Origin of the sequence: Actinoplanes derwentensis (genome assembly GCF_900104725.1) — a bacterium.
GTDB classification, from domain to species: domain Bacteria; phylum Actinomycetota; class Actinomycetes; order Mycobacteriales; family Micromonosporaceae; genus Actinoplanes; species Actinoplanes derwentensis.
In genome coordinates this window covers 9,025,333-9,041,804 of record NZ_LT629758.1, presented here as the reverse complement: position 1 = coordinate 9,041,804, position 16,472 = coordinate 9,025,333, and the positions used below count along the sequence as shown (strand labels likewise).

General features: G+C 70.7%; 16 protein-coding genes. 5 read left to right on the top strand and 11 right to left on the bottom strand.

The window, feature by feature from the left end; translation table 11 throughout:
• Nucleotides 1-68: 68 nt before the first annotated feature.
• Genes BLU81_RS40440 through BLU81_RS40415 form a run of 6 tightly spaced genes read right to left on the bottom strand, consistent with a single transcriptional unit; the run spans nt 69 to nt 6,613 of the window.
• Nucleotides 69-470: a response regulator gene (locus BLU81_RS40440; protein ID WP_092553870.1), complete on the bottom strand. Its 402-nt coding sequence runs from the start codon at nt 468-470 to the stop codon at nt 69-71.
• On the bottom strand, nt 470-1,339 hold the full coding sequence (locus BLU81_RS40435) for a CheR family methyltransferase (RefSeq protein ID WP_092558330.1): 870 nt from the start codon (nt 1,337-1,339) through the stop codon (nt 470-472). The genes BLU81_RS40440 and BLU81_RS40435 overlap by 1 nt, the downstream gene beginning before the upstream one ends.
• Complete coding sequence (locus BLU81_RS51700; RefSeq protein WP_092553867.1) at nt 1,339-1,962, bottom strand: HEAT repeat domain-containing protein; 624 nt, start codon at nt 1,960-1,962, stop codon at nt 1,339-1,341. Before BLU81_RS51700 ends, BLU81_RS40435 begins: the two co-directional genes overlap by 1 nt.
• 27 nt (nt 1,963-1,989) lie before the next feature.
• Nucleotides 1,990-3,051, bottom strand: coding sequence for a chemotaxis-specific protein-glutamate methyltransferase CheB (gene cheB / locus BLU81_RS40425; RefSeq protein ID WP_092553864.1), 1,062 nt, complete (start codon nt 3,049-3,051; stop codon nt 1,990-1,992).
• Between the two features lie 29 nt (nt 3,052-3,080).
• Nucleotides 3,081-4,652 (bottom strand): chemotaxis protein CheW, encoded by a 1,572-nt coding sequence (locus BLU81_RS40420; RefSeq protein ID WP_092553861.1) that lies wholly within the window; start codon nt 4,650-4,652, stop codon nt 3,081-3,083.
• Between the two features lie 23 nt (nt 4,653-4,675).
• Nucleotides 4,676-6,613 carry a methyl-accepting chemotaxis protein gene (locus BLU81_RS40415; RefSeq protein WP_092553858.1) on the bottom strand — a complete coding sequence of 646 codons (1,938 nt, stop codon included), beginning with the start codon at nt 6,611-6,613 and terminating at the stop codon, nt 4,676-4,678.
• A 162-nt stretch (nt 6,614-6,775) separates the two neighbouring features.
• On the opposite strand from BLU81_RS40415, the gene dtd reads away from it, so the two are divergent.
• Nucleotides 6,776-7,195: a D-aminoacyl-tRNA deacylase gene (dtd, locus tag BLU81_RS40410; protein WP_092553855.1), complete on the top strand. Its 420-nt coding sequence runs from the start codon at nt 6,776-6,778 to the stop codon at nt 7,193-7,195.
• Here the strand turns inward: dtd and BLU81_RS40405 are convergent.
• Nucleotides 7,192-7,980 carry a sporulation protein gene (locus BLU81_RS40405; RefSeq protein WP_092553852.1) on the bottom strand — a complete coding sequence of 263 codons (789 nt, stop codon included), beginning with the start codon at nt 7,978-7,980 and terminating at the stop codon, nt 7,192-7,194. The genes dtd and BLU81_RS40405 overlap by 4 nt on opposite strands.
• A gap of 274 nt (nt 7,981-8,254) precedes the next feature.
• Here BLU81_RS40405 and sigB point away from each other — a divergent pair, with 274 nt between their 5' ends.
• Complete coding sequence (sigB, locus tag BLU81_RS40400; protein WP_231954883.1) at nt 8,255-9,208, top strand: RNA polymerase sigma factor SigB; 954 nt, start codon at nt 8,255-8,257, stop codon at nt 9,206-9,208.
• Between the two features lie 3 nt (nt 9,209-9,211).
• On the opposite strand, the gene BLU81_RS40395 is transcribed toward sigB, so the two are convergent.
• Nucleotides 9,212-11,770, bottom strand: a complete 2,559-nt coding sequence (locus BLU81_RS40395) for a bifunctional acetate--CoA ligase family protein/GNAT family N-acetyltransferase (RefSeq protein WP_092553849.1) — start codon at nt 11,768-11,770, stop codon at nt 9,212-9,214.
• Nucleotide 11,771: 1 nt separating this feature from the next.
• A complete protein-coding gene (locus BLU81_RS40390) occupies nt 11,772-12,953 on the bottom strand; it encodes an acetoin utilization protein AcuC (protein ID WP_092553846.1) in 1,182 nt (393 codons plus the stop codon).
• A 150-nt stretch (nt 12,954-13,103) separates the two neighbouring features.
• Here BLU81_RS40390 and BLU81_RS40385 point away from each other — a divergent pair, with 150 nt between their 5' ends.
• Complete coding sequence (locus BLU81_RS40385) at nt 13,104-13,793, top strand: metal-dependent transcriptional regulator (protein WP_092553843.1); 690 nt, start codon at nt 13,104-13,106, stop codon at nt 13,791-13,793.
• A gap of 3 nt (nt 13,794-13,796) precedes the next feature.
• Here BLU81_RS40385 and BLU81_RS40380 read toward each other — a convergent pair whose 3' ends face one another.
• Nucleotides 13,797-14,360: a hypothetical protein gene (locus tag BLU81_RS40380; RefSeq protein ID WP_092553840.1), complete on the bottom strand. Its 564-nt coding sequence runs from the start codon at nt 14,358-14,360 to the stop codon at nt 13,797-13,799.
• Nucleotides 14,361-14,455: 95 nt separating this feature from the next.
• Here BLU81_RS40380 and BLU81_RS40375 point away from each other — a divergent pair, with 95 nt between their 5' ends.
• Together BLU81_RS40375 and BLU81_RS40370 are read left to right on the top strand one after the other, a co-directional pair.
• Nucleotides 14,456-14,902 (top strand): hypothetical protein, encoded by a 447-nt coding sequence (locus BLU81_RS40375; protein WP_197686027.1) that lies wholly within the window; start codon nt 14,456-14,458, stop codon nt 14,900-14,902.
• On the top strand, nt 14,899-15,801 hold the full coding sequence (locus BLU81_RS40370) for an alpha/beta fold hydrolase (RefSeq protein WP_092553837.1): 903 nt from the start codon (nt 14,899-14,901) through the stop codon (nt 15,799-15,801). Before BLU81_RS40375 ends, BLU81_RS40370 begins: the two co-directional genes overlap by 4 nt.
• A 79-nt stretch (nt 15,802-15,880) precedes the next feature.
• On the opposite strand, the gene BLU81_RS40365 is transcribed toward BLU81_RS40370, so the two are convergent.
• On the bottom strand, nt 15,881-16,420 hold the full coding sequence (locus tag BLU81_RS40365; protein ID WP_092553834.1) for a hypothetical protein: 540 nt from the start codon (nt 16,418-16,420) through the stop codon (nt 15,881-15,883).
• Between the last annotated feature and the right edge of the window lie 52 nt (nt 16,421-16,472).

Here is a 16,472-nt window from a genome sequence, read left to right as displayed (position 1 = left end):
CACCTCCGCTGCGGTCCGGCGCCGCCGTGAGTTACCACCCGAGCCGAATGGTTCCCTCGCGAACTCGCTCATGCGGCACCGCCCTTCCCCGCCGTCAGCATGGTCGCGACCCGGGTCAGCCGGTCCCCGGCGACCGGCTTGACCAGGTAGAGGTTCGCCCCGGCCTGGTAGGCCCGGTCGGCGTCGCCGGGCCGGTCCTCGGTGCTGATCATCACGATCGGGGCGTCGCTGCCGACGCTGTCCGACCGCAGCGCCTCGACGCAGGCGTAGCCGTTCATCTTCGGCATGTTCACGTCGACCACGAACAGGTCGAACTCGGTGCCGAGTGCCGCCTCGACGGCCTCCAGTCCGTTGGCCGCCTCGCTCACCTCGAAGCCAGCGCCGTTGAGCAGGGTGGAGTGGTAGAGCCGCACCGTGGCGGCGTCGTCGACCACGAGCACCCGGGCTCTGGTCGCGGTGTCCGAGGTCATCACTTGGCTCCGGTCGGTCGCTGGTAGACGATGCCCTCCGCCAGGCGGGCCGGGGTGAAGATCGGGGAGATGCGGCTCATCGACTCGGAGTGACCGAGGAAGAGATAGGCGCCGGGGCGCATGGCGCCATACAGGTTCTCCGCCGCCCGGCGGCTGGACAGTTCGTCGAAGTAGATGAGCACGTTGCGGCAGAAGATCACGTCGAAGTCCCGGAACGACCGCATCGCGGCGGTGTCGCAGATGTTCACCCGGTGCAGGGTCACCGCGCTGCGGATGTCCTGGTGGACCTGGTAGCGGCCGGCCCCCACCGGGACGAAGTGCTTCGCCAGCCAGGTCTGCGGAACCCGGTGCAGCGAGCGTTCGCCGTAACTGGCGTGCGACGCTTTGGCGAGCACCTCACTGTCGATGTCGGCGCCGTGGATCTCCACGTCCACACGGTCGATCAGGTCCCACTCCTCCAGCAGGCGCAAGGCGATCGAGTACGGCTCCTCACCGGTCGAACAGGGCAGCGAAAGGATCTTCACCGGCCCGGTGATCCCGTTCGGACCGCCATGGTCGGTGATGACGTTCGGCAGCACCGTCCGGAGCATCGCGTCGAACTGGTAGTCCTCGCGCAGGAAGTAGGTCTCGTTGACGGTCAGCTGGTTGATCAGATCCTGCGCCATCTCGCCCCGGTCGGAGGTGCGGAGGGCGGAGAACCAGCTGGCGAACGTGTCGAACCGCGAGTTGCGGATGCAGGTGTCGATCCGCTTGTCGACGAAGTACCGCTTCGCGGGCGTGAAATGGATGCCGGTGCGTTTGTAGAAGTATTCGCAGAACCGGGCGAAATCGGCGTCGGTGAGTCCCGCTCCGGCCGCTGTGGCCGTCATCACGCCGTCCCGGACAGACCGGGTAGGGCCGCTTGTACGGTGAACCGCAGAAACGGGTCGTCCGGGAACCGCTCCACCGCGTGTTCCAGCAGCGGGATGTCGTCCGCGGTGGCCGACGGCAGCAACGCGTCGACGGCCCCGGTCACCACGTTCGGATGCGGATCGTCCTGGATCATCCGCAGCAGCCAGGCGTGCGCCTCCGGATGCTGGAGGTCGGCCAGGACCATCGCGGTCATCACCCGGATGTCGTGGTCCGGGGCCGCGAGCAGGGCCGGCAGCAGGTCCGGGACCGATCGGGGCATGGTGGCCAGGGCCGCGGCGACGGCGGTGCGCAGGGCCGCCTCGTCGCTCGCGAGATGGACCGCCAAACTGCCCGCGACCTCGTCGGTGTCGTGCGCCGCGAGCGTGGTGAGGATCGACTCCAGCACCCGCGGATCGTCCTCCGCGCCCACTCGGGCAAGCAGGGCCGGAACCGCCTCGGCGACACCCTCCAGGCCCAGCGCCGCCTCCCGCCGGAGATCCGCGTCCGGATCGACCAACCGGCGCAGCAGCACTTCGGCCGGTGGCCGTTCCGGCGTCGCCTCCTCGGGCTGCTGCGGCGCCTGTTTGCGAACGAGTCCCATCGTGATCGACCTCTTCCCTCGCGACGCTCAGCGGACCCAGTCGGTCAGCCGACCGGCGATCTCGTGCGCCGGCAGCACGGCCGTGGCCCCGCGCAGGCGTACCAGTTCACCGGGCATGCCCCACACCACAGCCGTCTCCTCCGCCTCGGCGATGGTCCGGCCACCGCCGTCCTTGACCGCGGCCATCTCGGTGGCCCCGTCGTCGCCCATGCCGGTGAGCAGGGCGCACACCAGCCGTTGCGGGTCGAGGTACCGCCGGGCCGAGGCGACCAGCCGGTCCACGCTCGGGTGCCAGCGGTACTCGGGGGTGGACGGGACGCTCTTGACGATCAGGCCGTCGGTGCGCCGCGCCACCACGACGTCGGCGCTGCCGCGGCCGATGTAGATGTTGCCCCGCTGGATCGGCATGACCCGGTCCACTTCGTGCACCCGTAACGAGCAGATCTCGTCGAGGCGGCGGGCCAGCGCCGCGGTGAACGACGCCGGGATGTGCTGGGCCACCACGACCGGCGCGCCGAGCGTGCCCGGAAGAGCCGGGAGCAGTTCGGACAGCAGCGCCGGGCCGCCGGTGGAGGAACCGATCAGCACCAGGTCCACCAGGCCGGCGGCACTGATCTCCCGCCGGGGCGGCGCGTCCGCCACCCGCCGGGTCTGGGCCCGGGCTCGGCCGGTCGGCCCGCCGGCCCGTTTCAGCCGGGCCACCGAGGCACTGCGCACCTTGCTGACCAGTTCGGCCGCGACGTCGTCGATGTTGAGCGACACCGTCCCGCCCGGCTTCGGCACGTAGTCCACCGCGCCCAGCTCCAGCGCCTCCAGGGTGACGAGTGCGTTGTGCTCGGTCAGCGAGGACACCATCACCACCGGGGTGGGCTGTTCCTCCATGATCTTCGCCAGACAGGTGAGACCGTCCATCTCCGGCATGTTGACGTCCAGGGTCACCACGTCAGGGCGCAGCCGGCCCATCTGTTCCAGGGCGTCGACCCCGTTGCGGGCGGTGAAGACCTCGAAATCACCCGCCTCGGTGAAGATGCCCTTGAGCGCTCGCCGCATCAGCGCCGAGTCGTCGACCACCAGTACGGACGTAGGCAATGGGAACTCCGATCAGACGCCGGTGCGGATCAGACGCCGACGAGCGCGTCGTCGTCGGCGTCCATGCACAACTCCGCGGCCTGGTCCGCCTGCTCGGCCGCGAGCAACTGGTCCACCTGGACGAGCAGGAGCATCCGCTGCTGCTCCGGCAGGTTGGCCACCCGGGACACCACCCGTGCCTGCTCGGCCGACAGCTCCGGAGCCGGTTCCAGCACGTTGCGGCCGACCCGGGCCACCTCGGCCACCGAGTCGACGATGAATCCGGTCCGGACCCCGCCGATGATCAGTACGACGATGCGCTGCCGCTCGTCGCGTTCGGTCCGTCCCAGCCCGAGCCGGGTCCGCAGGTCCACCACCGGCAGCACGGTCCCGCGCAGATTGACCAGACCTTCGACGAAGTCGTACGACTTGGGCACCCGGATCAGCGCCTCCGGCACCCGGATGATCTCCTGCACCGTGTCCACGTCGACGGCGTACTCCTCGCCGTCCAGCCGGAACACCACGAACAGTTCCTCGTCGCCGCGGCCGTCGTCGTCCACGTCGTCGCCCCGTTCATCGCTCATGTCCGGTTCGTCCTCCCGCCGATAGTCGGCGATCTCGTTGCGTACCTCCGGCGAGTCGAACATCCGGTTCACACTCAGCACCGAGACCAGCCGTTTGCCGTCCTCGAGCCGGCACACCGACTCCACCTCGCTCTTACGGCCCTCCCCGGCGACCACGCTCGGCAGCGGAGCGACCAGCTGATGCGGGACCCGCAGCACCTCCCGCACGGTGTCCATCACCACACCGACCACGCCGCCGCCGATGGAGACCACCACGATCCGGTTCTGCGGTTCCAGCGGTGTCACCGGCAGCCCGAACACCTGGCGCAGGCTCACCACCGGCAGCAGCCGGCCGCGCAGGTCGATCACCCCGAGCACCCGGCCGTCCGCGTTGGGCACGTGGCTGACCGACTCGGGTGCCTGCACGATCTCCTGGACCTGGTCGATCGGGAGGGCGTACTCCTGCCCCTCCACCGCGAAACTGACCAGTTCGAGGGTGTCGTCCAGATCGGCCTCGGCATCGAACTCGTCGGCGAGGCGGGTCGCCGGGATGTCCCGGCCCCCGCGCTTGTCGGTGAGCCGGGCGAACTGGCTGCCGATCAGCCGGTCCACGTCCAGCACCGTGGTCATCTCGCCCTCGCCGGATTTGATCACCCCGACCAGCACGTCGGAGTTGACCGTGGCCTGCACCGAGTCGGCGTCCTCCATCTGCTGCGGGTCGATGCTGATCACGCTGGACACCCGGTCCACCACGAAGCCGAGCGGCACACCGCCGTCCACCACGATCACCCGGGTGGTCTCGTCGTGCCCGGTCGGCTCCATCGCGCAGCAGCGCCGCAGGCTGACCACCGGCAACACCCGGCCGCGCAGGTTGGCCAGGCCCTCCAGCGACGGCGGGCCGAGTGGCACCTTCACCACGGTGGGCATCCGGATGATCTCCTGCACCCGGCGCATCGGGAAGGCGTACCGTTCCCCCGCCATGTCGAAGGTGACGAAGTCGCTGTTCTCGTCGAACTCCTCGGCGTCCGGATCGACGTCGTAGTCCTCGGTGGTGTCCATCAGGTGGTTCCCCTTCCGAGGTGTCAGGCGGCGTTCTGGAGCTCGTCGGCGAGGGCGGCGATCTCCTCGACCGCGGCCGCGAGATCCTCGGCACCCTGAGCCTGTTCCCGGGCGGCGGTGGCGGCCTGGCCGGCCAGTTGCTCGGCCTGGCCGGCGGCGGACGCGATCTGCTCCAGGCCGACCTTGACCTCGCCGAGCGTGTGCGCGATCCCGATCGCCGACTCGCGGACCTCCTCGTTGCCGCCGCGGACCTGCTGCATCTCGCGTTCGATCTCCTCCAGGCGGGCGGTGGTCGTCTTGGCCGACTCGGCCTCGGCCAGCGACAGCCGGCTGGTCTCCTCCAGGTCGGCGCGGACCTCGATGATCCGGTCCTGCACCGACTTGACCAGGTCCTTGATCCGGTCGGCGTTGTCCGCCGAGTCCCGGGCCAGGTTGCGGATGTCGGTGGAGACCACGGCGAAGCCCTTGCCGAACTCACCGGCCCGGGCCGACTCGACGGAGCCGTTCACCGCGAGCATGTTGGTCTGGATCGAGACGTTCGCGATGGCGTCCACGATCTTGTCGATCCGGCGGGAGATCTGTTCCAGCTCGGTCACCTTGCGGACGTTCTCGCCCCCCTCGCGGGCGGCCTGGCCGATCGCCTCGATCATCGATTCGACGGCCTCCTTGTTGCTGACCAGCAGACCCAGGATCACGTCGGACCGCTCCACCGCGGAGGCGCCCCGGTTCACCGAGAGCTGCGCGCCCTGCTCGATCTCGCCGACCAGCACGGAGGTCTGCTCACCCTTCTGCGCCGCGGTCCGCGCCCCCGCGTTGATCTCGCTGATCGCCACGTTGATCTGGGTGGCGGCCCGGTTGATCTCCTCGACCGCCGCCGACAGTTCCTCGGCGGCGGAGGCGACATCCTCCGCGCTCTTGGCGATGTCGGTGCTGCTGCGCAGCGTCTCGGACACCTCGGCCAGCATCTCGGCGGCCTGCTCGCTCTGCCGCAGCGCCTGGGTCTGCTGCGCCACCGTCTGCAGCGACTCCTCACAGGCGGCCGACTGCTGCTCGGCCGCCGCCGCGATCTCCTCGGACCGCTGTTTGGCGCTGGCCGCGGACCGTTTCGACTGCTCGGCGGTGGCGGCCATCTCGGTGGCGCCGGCCGTGATCGAGCCCATGTCGGCCCGGATCTGCTCCAGCTGCGAACTGATCGTCTTGCCCTTGTCCGCTTCGCCGCGGGCCCGCTCGGCGGAGGTCTGCACCGCCCCGGCGATCTCGGTGACGCTGCTGCGTACCTCGTCGATCAGGTCCCGGATCTGCCGGGCGCTGCGCTCGCTGGTCTCGGCCAGGGTCCGAACCTCGTCGGCGACCACCGCGAATCCCTTGCCGTGCTGCCGGGCCCGGGCCGCCTCGATCGCGGCGTTCAGGGCCAGCAGGTTGGTCTGATCGGCGATGTGCGCGACCGTCTTGACGATCTCGCCGATCTCGTCGGCCTGTTTCTCCAGCTCGGTGATGGTCGCCACCGAGGCGGACTGCCGGTTGGAGGCGCTGTCGACGTTCGCCAGCAGGTTGTTGATCCCGTTCCGGGCGTCGTTTATCAGACCCTGCAGGACCTGGCTGAGATCAGCGACCTGCCGCGTGGTCTGCTCCTGCCGGACCGCCTTCTCCTCGATCTGGTTCATCGCGGCCAGGCTCTGCTGAGTGGCGCCGGAGGACTCCTCGGCACCCGCGGCGATCTGCTGCATCGACTCGGAGAGCTGCCGGGACGCCTCGGCGGCCTGGGCGTTCTGCGCCGAGATCTGAGCGGTCGCCGACGCGATCCGCTCGGCGGCCTGCTGCTGTTTCGCCACCGACCGGGCCTGCCGACGGGTGGCGTCCTGGTCGGTGGGACGGGCGGGGCGGGCCGGAGCCGGCGATCGGGTGGTGGTGGTACGGGTGGACTCGGTGCCACGTCCGGTGGCGGTGCTGGTGAGGGGCATGGGTGGTCTCCCATCTGGGTCCGGTTGATCCGGTGCGCGCGGGGGTCGGGCCGCCAAGATTGGGAGCACGCCTCCACAGCCCCGCCGACCAGGCAAATCCTGGCACCGGGCCGTTCACCCGAGAGGCGGAATCCGGGAAAATCGATGGGCTACCGTCGGCGCATGCGTGCACTGGTGCAAACCGTGAGCCGGGCGACCGTGACGGTCGGCGACGAGATCACCGGCGAGATCGAGGACGGTCTGCTGGTGCTGGTCGGGGTCACCCACGACGACACCCCGGCGAAAGCCGCCGAGCTGGCCCGCAAGACCTGGGAACTGCGGATCCTGGACGACCGCTCGGCCGCCGACCTCGCCGCGCCGCTGCTGGTGGTCAGCCAGTTCACGCTCTACGGCGACGCACGCAAGGGCCGCCGGCCGAGCTGGGGCGCGGCCGCACCGGCCGAGGTCGCCGAACCATTGATCGAGGAGTACGTGACAGCATTGCGCGCCCGGGGAGCGGCTGTCGAGACCGGCCGCTTCCGGGCGCACATGCTCGTGGAGTCGGTGAACGTCGGACCCCGCACGGTCCTGCTGGAGCTCTAGAAGAACAGGCCCCGCCGCTGGGCCGACTGGCGCAGCCACTGGTCGAGCCGGGCCACCCAGTCGATCTGGTCGGCGGTCGCGTAGTCGATGTCGAAACTGCCGAACGCGTCGTGCCCCTCGGTGAAGACCCCGCCGCGCTTGTCCAGTTCCAGGATCACCTGCAGCTTCTGCGGAGTCGGCAGGAAGGTCAGCTCCAGCTGGTTGATGCCGCTCGCGTACTGCCCCGGCGGGTAGAACTCGATCTCCTGGTAGAACGGCAGATGCTGCTCCACACCGTAGACCCGGCCCTGCTCGACATCGGCCCGGCTGAACCGGAAACCGATCTGCAGCAACGCGTTGAGGATCCGTTCCTGAGCCGGCAGCGGGTGCACGGCCACCGTGTCCAGGTCGGACTTGTCGACGGCTCGGGCCACCTCCAACTCGGTGGCGAGACCCATCGTCATACCGGTCAGGTGCTGCCCGTACACCTCGGTGATCGGGGTCTGCCAGGGCACCTCGAAGCGGAACGGGACGTCGTGACGGGCGCCCTGCTCCAGCTTGAACGAGCCGGTCAGCCGCTGCCGGTGGAACTCCTGGTTCGTCTGGTACTCGCTGTCACCACTCTCCACCTCGACCCGGGTGGTCAGGGCGATCGCCACGTACTCGATGTCGACGGCGTGGTCACCGCCCACCACGTGGACCTGACCCTCCAGAAAACCACCTGGATAGGTGTTCGGATTGGTGAGCACGGTGTCGACCGAGGGTCCGCCGACGCCGAGCGCTTGCATCATTCGCTTGAAGACCACGCTGCTCCCCTTCGTAAGGCTGAACACGATATCGATTCCCGGCAAGCACTCACGGTGACGCAAGTCCGGCTTGTCGGCTTGGCGACGTCAGGGTTCTCCCTGATTCATGCCACCTGGACGCTGGCCTCACCTCCGCTTAACGCGCCTCGGACGAAGCTTGCCCTCACACCGGCACGAAGCGGCTGGCACGCACGAGACGTTATCGCGGGGGAGGGGACTCGAAGTGGTCCTGGAGATGAAGAAGGCGTCGGAGTCCAAGGTCGTCGAGAACATCATGACCGACGAAGTCGAGACGCTCACCGACCTGGACGCCACCGACGAGCGGGGCGTCTCCGCCGATCTGGTTCGCGCCTACCTCAATGGCATCGGGCGCACCCGGCTGCTCACCGCAGTCGAGGAAGTGACCCTCTCCAAGCGCATCGAGGGCGGACTGTACGCCGAGGAGAAGCTCCCGACGGCCACCGCCGAGACGGCCGCCCTACTGAAGATCATCGCGGCGGAGGGCAAGGCCGCCAAGAACCACCTGCTCGAGGCTAACCTGCGCCTCGTCGTCAGTATCGCGAAGCGGTACACCGGTCGTGGCATGGCGTTCCTCGACCTGATCCAGGAGGGCAACCTCGGCCTGATCCGCGCCGTCGAGAAATTCGACTACACCAAGGGCTACAAGTTCTCCACGTACGCCACCTGGTGGATCCGGCAGGCCATCACCCGCGCCATGGCCGACCAGGCCCGCACCATCCGCATCCCGGTGCACATGGTCGAGCAGGTCAACCGGATGGTCCGCTGCCGCCGCGACCTGGCCGCCACGATCGGTCGCGAGCCCAGCATCGCCGAGATCGCCAAGGCCATGGACGTGCCCGAGTTCCAGGTCATCGAGCTGATCTCGTACGACCGGGAGCCGGTCAGCCTGGACCAGGCCGTCGGCGAGGACGGCGAGAGCGCCCTCGGTGACTTCGTTGCCGCCGCCGGCCCGACCGTGCCCGGTGAGGGCACCACCACCGGCGAGCTGCGCAGCGAGGTCGAGATCGTGCTCGGCACCCTCTCCGAGCGGGAGTCCGCGGTGATCCGGCTGCGCTTCGGCCTGGACGACGGCCGCCAGCGCACCCTCGACGAGGTCGGCCGCGAGTTCGGTCTCAGCCGCGAGCGGATCCGCCAGATCGAGAAGGTCACCATGCTGAAGCTGCGGGACCCGGAGCGGGCCTCCCGCCTCGAGGCTTACGCCTCCTGACCCTCAGACGCTCCGTAACCTCCGGGGGCCGGTGTCCGGCCGGGCCCCCGGGTCGCCGAACTCGACCGCGGCGTGCAGCACCGACCAGCCGTCCGGACGGGCCAGCACCGGGTTGAGAGTCAGCGACCGGACCCGCGGGTGCTCGTCGGCCAGCCGGCCCACCCGCAGCAGCAGGTCGGCCAGGGCGGCCCGGTCGACCGGGGTGGAACCACGGTAGCCGTGCAGCAACGGGGCCGCCCGTGGCTCGTCGACCAGGGCCTCGGCGGCCCGGTCGGTCAGCGGCGCGGCCCGCCAGGCCAGATCACCGAGCAGCTCACTGGCGACACCACCCAGCCCGAACCCGACCACCGGGCCGAACGCCGGGTCCTCCACGATCTCGACCGTGCAGGCCACCCCGGGCGCGACCATGGTCTGCACCAGGACGTCCGGGCCGAACTCCCCGGCCAGTTCGCGGTACGCCGTACGTACGCCCTGTTCGGTCCCGACCGCGAGGCGCACCGCGCCGAGGTCGATCCGGTGCCGCAACGCACCGCCCGCCGCTTTGATCGCCACCGGATAGCCCAGCTCGGCCGCCGCCGCGACCGCCTCGTCGGCGCTCGCCGCCAGCGTGGACGGCACCACCGCGATGTCGTACGCCGCGAGCAGCCCGGTCGGCGATTCGGCTGCCACCGCCGCCTCCGCCGCGACCGGATCCACCCCGGACAGGACCGGCAGCACCCCCGGCGGCCGGCGCAGCCAGTCGGCGTAACCCACCACCCGGGACAGTGCGCGAACCGCCTCCTCGACCGAGGGGTAGGCCGGCACCCGGGGCGGTGCCTGGCCGAAGACCATCGTCGCGACGGTCGGTTTCTCCCCGGCCAGCGCCACACTCGCCAGCGCGGCCGCGAAGTCCGCGTCCTCGTCGGCGTGCCGGCCCGGCATCGGCGGGGCGAAGACCACCACCAGCGCGTCCACCGCGTCGTCGACGGCGGCGTCGGCCAGCGCGTCGGCCAGATCGTGGGCGCCCGCCTCCGGGCCGGTGTCCAGCGGATAACCATCGGCCACCACCAGCCCGGCGGCCCGGCAGGCGACCACCGCCAATTCGGCCAGCGCCGACGAGTTGCCCACCACGGCGACCCGCCGGCCGGCCGGCAGCGGCTGATGGGCCAGCAGCATGCCCACGTCGAAGAGTTCCTGGACGGTGTCCACCCGGATCACCCCGGACCGGGCGAACAGGGCGGTCACCGAGTTCGCGTCCGGGCCCGGGGAATCGCCGGCCAAGCCGGGCGGACGGGTCGCCGAGGCCACCGCCACCACCGGTTTGACCCGGCTGATCCGGCGGGCCAGCCGGGCGAACTTGCGCGGGTTACCGAAGGTCTCCAGGTAGAGCAGCACCACGTCGGTGCCGGGATCGTCCTGCCAGTACTGCAGCAGGTCGTTGCCGGAGACGTCGGCCCGGTTGCCGGCCGACACGAAACTCGACAGGCCCAGCCCGCGACGGTCCGCCTCGGCCAGCAGCGCCACCCCGAGAGCGCCGCTCTGACTGAAGAAGCCGACCCGCCCGGCCGTCGGCAGCCGGGGCGAGAGCGTGGCGTTCAGCCGTACCGCCGGGTCGGTGTTGGCGATGCCGAAACTGCTCGGCCCGATCACCCGCAAGCCCGCCGCCCGGGCCGCCTCCACCAGGCTGCGCTGCTGTTCGGCGCCCTGCGGGCCGGTCTCGGCGAAACCCGCCGAGACCACCACACCGCCGCCCGCCCCGGCCCGGGCCGCATCCCGGCCGGCTTCCGGGACGCGGTCGGCCGGCACCGCGATCAGGGCCAGGTCGATCGGGACACCGGCGTCCGAGGCGCTGGGGTACGCCCGGAGCCCGGCCACCGTCTCCGCGGTGGGATGCACCGGCACCAGCTCGCCGGTGTATCCGCCGTCGCGCAGGTTGCCCAGCATCAGGGCGCCGATGCCGTGCCCGGTGGCACTGACGCCGTAGATCGCGATGCCCCGCGGGGCCAGCAGCCGGGCGATCGACCGGCTCTCGGTGAGGTGCTCGCGGGACTCCTGCACCTCACGGGACTTCTCGGTCGGCTGGATCGGGAAACTCAGGTGGACCACGCCGTCGGCGTAGCGCCGTTGCACCTGGTAGCCGGTGTCGCCGAAGACCCGCAGCATGCCGTTGTTCTCCGGGAGCACCTCGGCGACGAACCGGGTGATGCCGTGCTGGCGGGCCGCGTCGGCCAGATGCTCCAGCAGCACCGAGCCGATGCCCCGGCCCTGCTGCGCGTCCTCGACCACGAACGCCACCTCGGCCTCCGGCGAGTCGGGGCCGAGCCGCTCGTACCGGCCGACCGAGGTGATCCGGCCGTCGGCCAGGGTCACGAACGCCTCGCGGTCATGGTGATCGACGTTGACGAAGCGCTGCAGGTCGCGTTCCGGAATGCGCGGATAGGGCGAGAAGTAACGCAGGTACCGGGTGCGGTCGCTCATCCGGGAGTGGAAGTCCACGATGGCCGGCGCGTCCTCCGGCCGGATCCGGCGCAGGTGGACGGCGGTGCCGTCGGAGAGGAGGACGTCCGCGCTGCGCTCGGTCATGTCAGTCCCGGGGATCGTGCGGGTCCAGGCCGTGCAGCGGGAAGACCGCCGTGCGGGTGGCGAGGACGGCCCGGTCGATCGGGTCCTCACTGGTCCCCGGCCACGGCGAGACCGAGGGTTCGGTCCCGTCCGTCATCGCCTCCGGAATCGTAGCCCCCGGACGGCGCGCGGCGGCCAGCGAGCGCCACTGGTCGGGAACGCGTGTCGCCGGGTCGAGCGGTTCACCGGTGGCGACCGCCAGCAGGTGGGTCCACGCCCGTGGCACCACCTCGACCAAGGCGTACCCGCCGCCGCCGGTGGCCACCCAGCGGCCGTCGCAGATCTCGTCGGCCAGGGCGCGCATCGCGATGTAGGCGGCCCGCTGGCCGTCCACCGACAGGCGCAGGTCGGCGAGCGGGTCGAGACGGTGCGTGTCGGCGCCGCACTGACTGATGATGATCTCCGGGGCGAAGGCGCGGACCACCGACGGGACGACCGCGTGGAAGGCCCGCAGCCAGCCGTCGTCACCGGTGCCCGGTGGCAGCGGCACGTTGACGGCGGTGCCCTCGGCCCCCGGCCCGCCGGTCTCGTCGGCGAAACCGGTGCCCGGAAAGAGTGCCAGGGGCGTCTCGTGCAGGCTCACCGTGAGCACCCGCGGGTCGTCGTAGAAGACGGTCTGCACCCCGTCGCCGTGATGCACGTCGACGTCGATGTAGGCGACCCGCTGGGCGCCGTTCTCCAGCAGCCAGGCGATCGCCACGGCGGGGTCGTTGTAGACGCAGAAACCGGCGGCCCGGGCCGGCATCGCGTGGTGCAGGCCGCCGGCCACGTTGACCGCGCGCCGGGACACCCCGTGCCACACCGCCCGCGCGGCGGCCAGGGTGGCGCCGCAGATCCGGGCGGAGGCCCGGTGCATGTCGTCGAAGACCGGATTGTCCGGGGTGTTCAGGCCCCAGCCGGTGAAGAACGGGTCGATCGGGGCCAGCCGGACGGCGTCCAGATAGTCGGCGCGGTGCACTCGGGTGAGATCGATCTCACTCGCCTCGACCGGAGTGATCATCTGAACGCCGGGGCGGTCCAGAACACCGAGTTCGCGGGCGAGTGCCATGGTCAACTCGACACGCACCGGGTTGAGGGGATGATCACCCATGTCGTAGTCCAGCAGGGTGCTGTCCCAGACCACCGCTGTCGTGTCGTCCGCCATGCGAGCCATGCTCCCACGTGGTTCCGTCCCCCGGAGGGGACGATGTGCCGTTAGCACACGTGTTCCGGCGTCGGGTAGGGTCTTCAGGCACTTGTCCAGGGCGGAGGTCAGCCCAACGCAACGCGGTATTATCGCTGCTGGGAGGACCACATCGTGAACGATCTCGTCGACACCACCGAGATGTACCTTCGCACCATCCTGGAGCTCGAGGAAGAGGGCGTTCCCGCGCTTCGCGCCCGGATCGCTGAGCGCCTGCACCAGAGCGGCCCCACGGTGAGCCAGACCGTGGCCCGCATGGAGCGGGACGGTCTGCTGACCGTCGAGGGCGACCGCCACCTCGTGCTCACCGACCTGGGCCGTGACACCGCCGTCGGCGTCATGCGTAAACACCGTCTCGCCGAGCTGCTGCTCGTCAACGTCATCGGGATGCCCTACGAGGAGGCCCACGAGGAGGCCTGCCGCTGGGAGCACGTGATGAGCGACGCCGTCGAGAAACGCGTCTACGAGCTGCTGAACAAGCCGACCCGTTCGCCGTACGGGAACCCGATCCCCGGCCTCGAACACCTCGGCGCCCCCGACGACACCTCCGAGATCCTCACCCAGGGCGAGCGCAATCTGGCCTTCCCGGGGCTGACCGGCAGTGTCGTCATCCGCCGCATCTGCGAGAGCGTGCAGTCCAACTCCGACGTGCTGCGCCAGCTGCACGCGGCCGGCATCAACCCGGGCACGACGGTGACGGTGGCTCAGGAGCGCGACGGGGTGACCATCGACGGTTCGGCCGGCGACAAGATCCGCCTGCCGCGTGAGGTCGCGTCCCGCGTCTTCGTGGCGGCCCGTTAGCCGCTAGCCGTTGGTGGTGCTCAGCGCTTTGGCGAGGTCGAGCAGTCCGGCGTCGAACTTCTTCACCTCAGCCGCGGGGGTCCCCTTCGGGAAGGTGAGGCGGAGCGTCTGGAGCTGCTTGGCCTCGCTGAGCCAGCCGATCTCGGTGCTGATCCCGTGCTCGCCGGCGGGCTGGCCGTAAGCGCGGTACCCGGCGCGGCCCAGCCCCTTGAGCTTCGCCGCTTTCGCCGGCATCCGCTCCTCCAGGAAGACCTCGGCGTTCGCCTTGGTCGTCTCGACCACGGACAGCGACAGGTCGGGCCAGGGCTCATCGGTCTTCTGCACCACGCAGCTCGACGTGTCGTCGACCTGGTCGGAGGCGGCCACCTCGAAGCGGATGCCGACCGTCTGCTGGATCAGGTCGTAGTCCCACAGGATGCAGGCGCCGCCGGCCGCGGCGGCGGGAATCTCGACGGCCGACTCCGACGGAGCGGGTTCGACGATGGCGGCGGTCTCGTTGTCAGCTGTGCAGCCGGACACGGCGAACAGCATGACGACCGCGCCGAGCACGGCCAGACGCGTAGGCACTCTTGATCCTCCCCGGGGCGGGCGCACACACCGTACTGTCCCGGCCGTTCGGGCGCTACTTGACAGTCGCCGTCAAGTAGCGCCAGGATTGCTGTGTGGACCTGACCGGGCAGCTCATGAGCATGCTCGACAGCCGCCTGCTCGACCCGCTGGAGATCCTGCTGCAGGACGATCAGCCGGTCGGCGCGATGCGTGACCTGCTGCGGGTGCGGGCCGGCGAGTGGGCCCGGGTGCTGACCGGCGACGACGACACCGCAGCGGTCCACCTGATCGCCCGGCTGATCGGCACGCTCCACTCCGGCGATCAGCCGTTCAACCCGCCGGCCGACTGGTGGCGCAGCCCGTTCGGGCAGATCGTGCTCCGGCGAGCCGGCCACCCGTACGCCCAAGCCGTCTCCTATGCCACCGCCGGCGCGATGCTCGGCATCACCCGCCAGGCAGTGCACGACCTGGTCCGCCGCGGCCGGCTGCCCCGGCACCCGGACGGGGGCGTGCCCGTCACCGCGATCCGGGACCGTCTACCCACCGAGGGAAATCAATGATCAACGACCGTCTCATCGACGCCGGCTCCGTGCAGCTCGCGGTCCGTGACTTCGGTGGCGACCAGCCACCGCTCCTGCTCGTGCACGGCGCCGGCGGCAACCTCGCCCAGATGACCACCCTGGCCCGGGCGCTGCGCCCGCACCACCGGGTGGTCACCCTCGACCTGCGCGGGCACGGCCGGTCCGCCGACGGCGACTGGACGTGGGACAACGCCCTCGGCGACCTGGCCGCCGTCTGCGCCCAGCTGGAGATCGAGCGGCCCGCCGTGGTCGGCCACTCCCTCGGCGGCATGCTGGCCGCCCTCTGGGGCCAGCGGCACCCCGACTCCCCCGGTGTGGTCAGCCTGGACGGCAACCCGCCGCCCACCCGCCTCGAGCACCTGCCCGGCCTCGACCCGGAGAAGGCCGCCGCCGAGCTGGCCCGGCTGCACGCGATCTTCGACGCCGTCCAGGCCGTCGCCGGCCAGGTCATCCCCGCCGACCAGCTACCCGACCTGGTGGAGCAGCAGCAGATGGCGGCCCGGGACATGGGCGCCAACGAGAAGGTCTGGGTCGAAGGCTTCCGCCGAAACCTGGTGCACAACGACGGCGAGACGTCGCTGCGGCCGTCCGCCGGGCTGACCGCCCAGCTGCGGACCGAGATGAACCAGCTCGACCTGGGCCCGGTCTACGCCGCCACCACCTGCCCGCAACTGGTCGTCCTGGCCACCCGCGACCTGCCGCAGCAGGAGCCGTTCGCCGAACTGTACGCCGCGCACCGGCGTTACCTGGTCGAGCAGGCCAAGGCGGTGCCGCACCTGCGTTGGGTATCGCTGGCCGACGCCTCACACGCCATGGTGATCGAGCAGCCCGCGGTACTGGCCGGCCTGATCACCGAGTTCCTGGCCGGCAGCCGCTAAACGGGGTTCCTGGCCGGGCAGCCGCAAAACAGGGCTCCTGACCGGGCAGCCGATAACGGGATTCCTGGCCGGGCAGCCGCTAACGGCGGTTGCGCAGCCAGACGCCGAACTCGACCGCGGTGCGGACTCCGCTCTCCAGCACCGCGGTGCAGATGTCGAAACCGCAGACCTCGTCCGGGTACTCCGGGCGCTGATGCCAGACCGTCTTGACCGCGAGAATCGCCCGCCGCTCTTCGTCGGTCAGGCGGCCGGGGAGCGCCCGGTGCCACTCGCTGACGTCGGTGTGGTCGTCGTGCAGCCAGATCGACACGTCGACCCGCCACTCCCCCACGGTGAGCACGACGTGGTGCCGCTCGTCCCGGGGCTTCCCGCTCGGCGACCGGTCACCACGCTCGTCGTGATAGGCGAAACCGGTCAGGCCCGGAACGGTGATCACCCGGCCGAGCAGCGCGACGACGTCCGCCGGACCGTAGTCCGGGCCGCCGGCCAGCATCAGGTCCAGGTCGCGCCACACCATCAGCCCCGAGACGAAGCTGCCGGTCGGCGTCACCGGCCCCAGCGGCTCGAGCAGCGCGAGCACCTCCCGCGCCTCCGCCTGCAGGTCCTCCGGGCTAGCCATCGTGCGTCTCCTCCCCACGGCCGCCCTGGCCCCGTCGGGACATTGTCGGCCC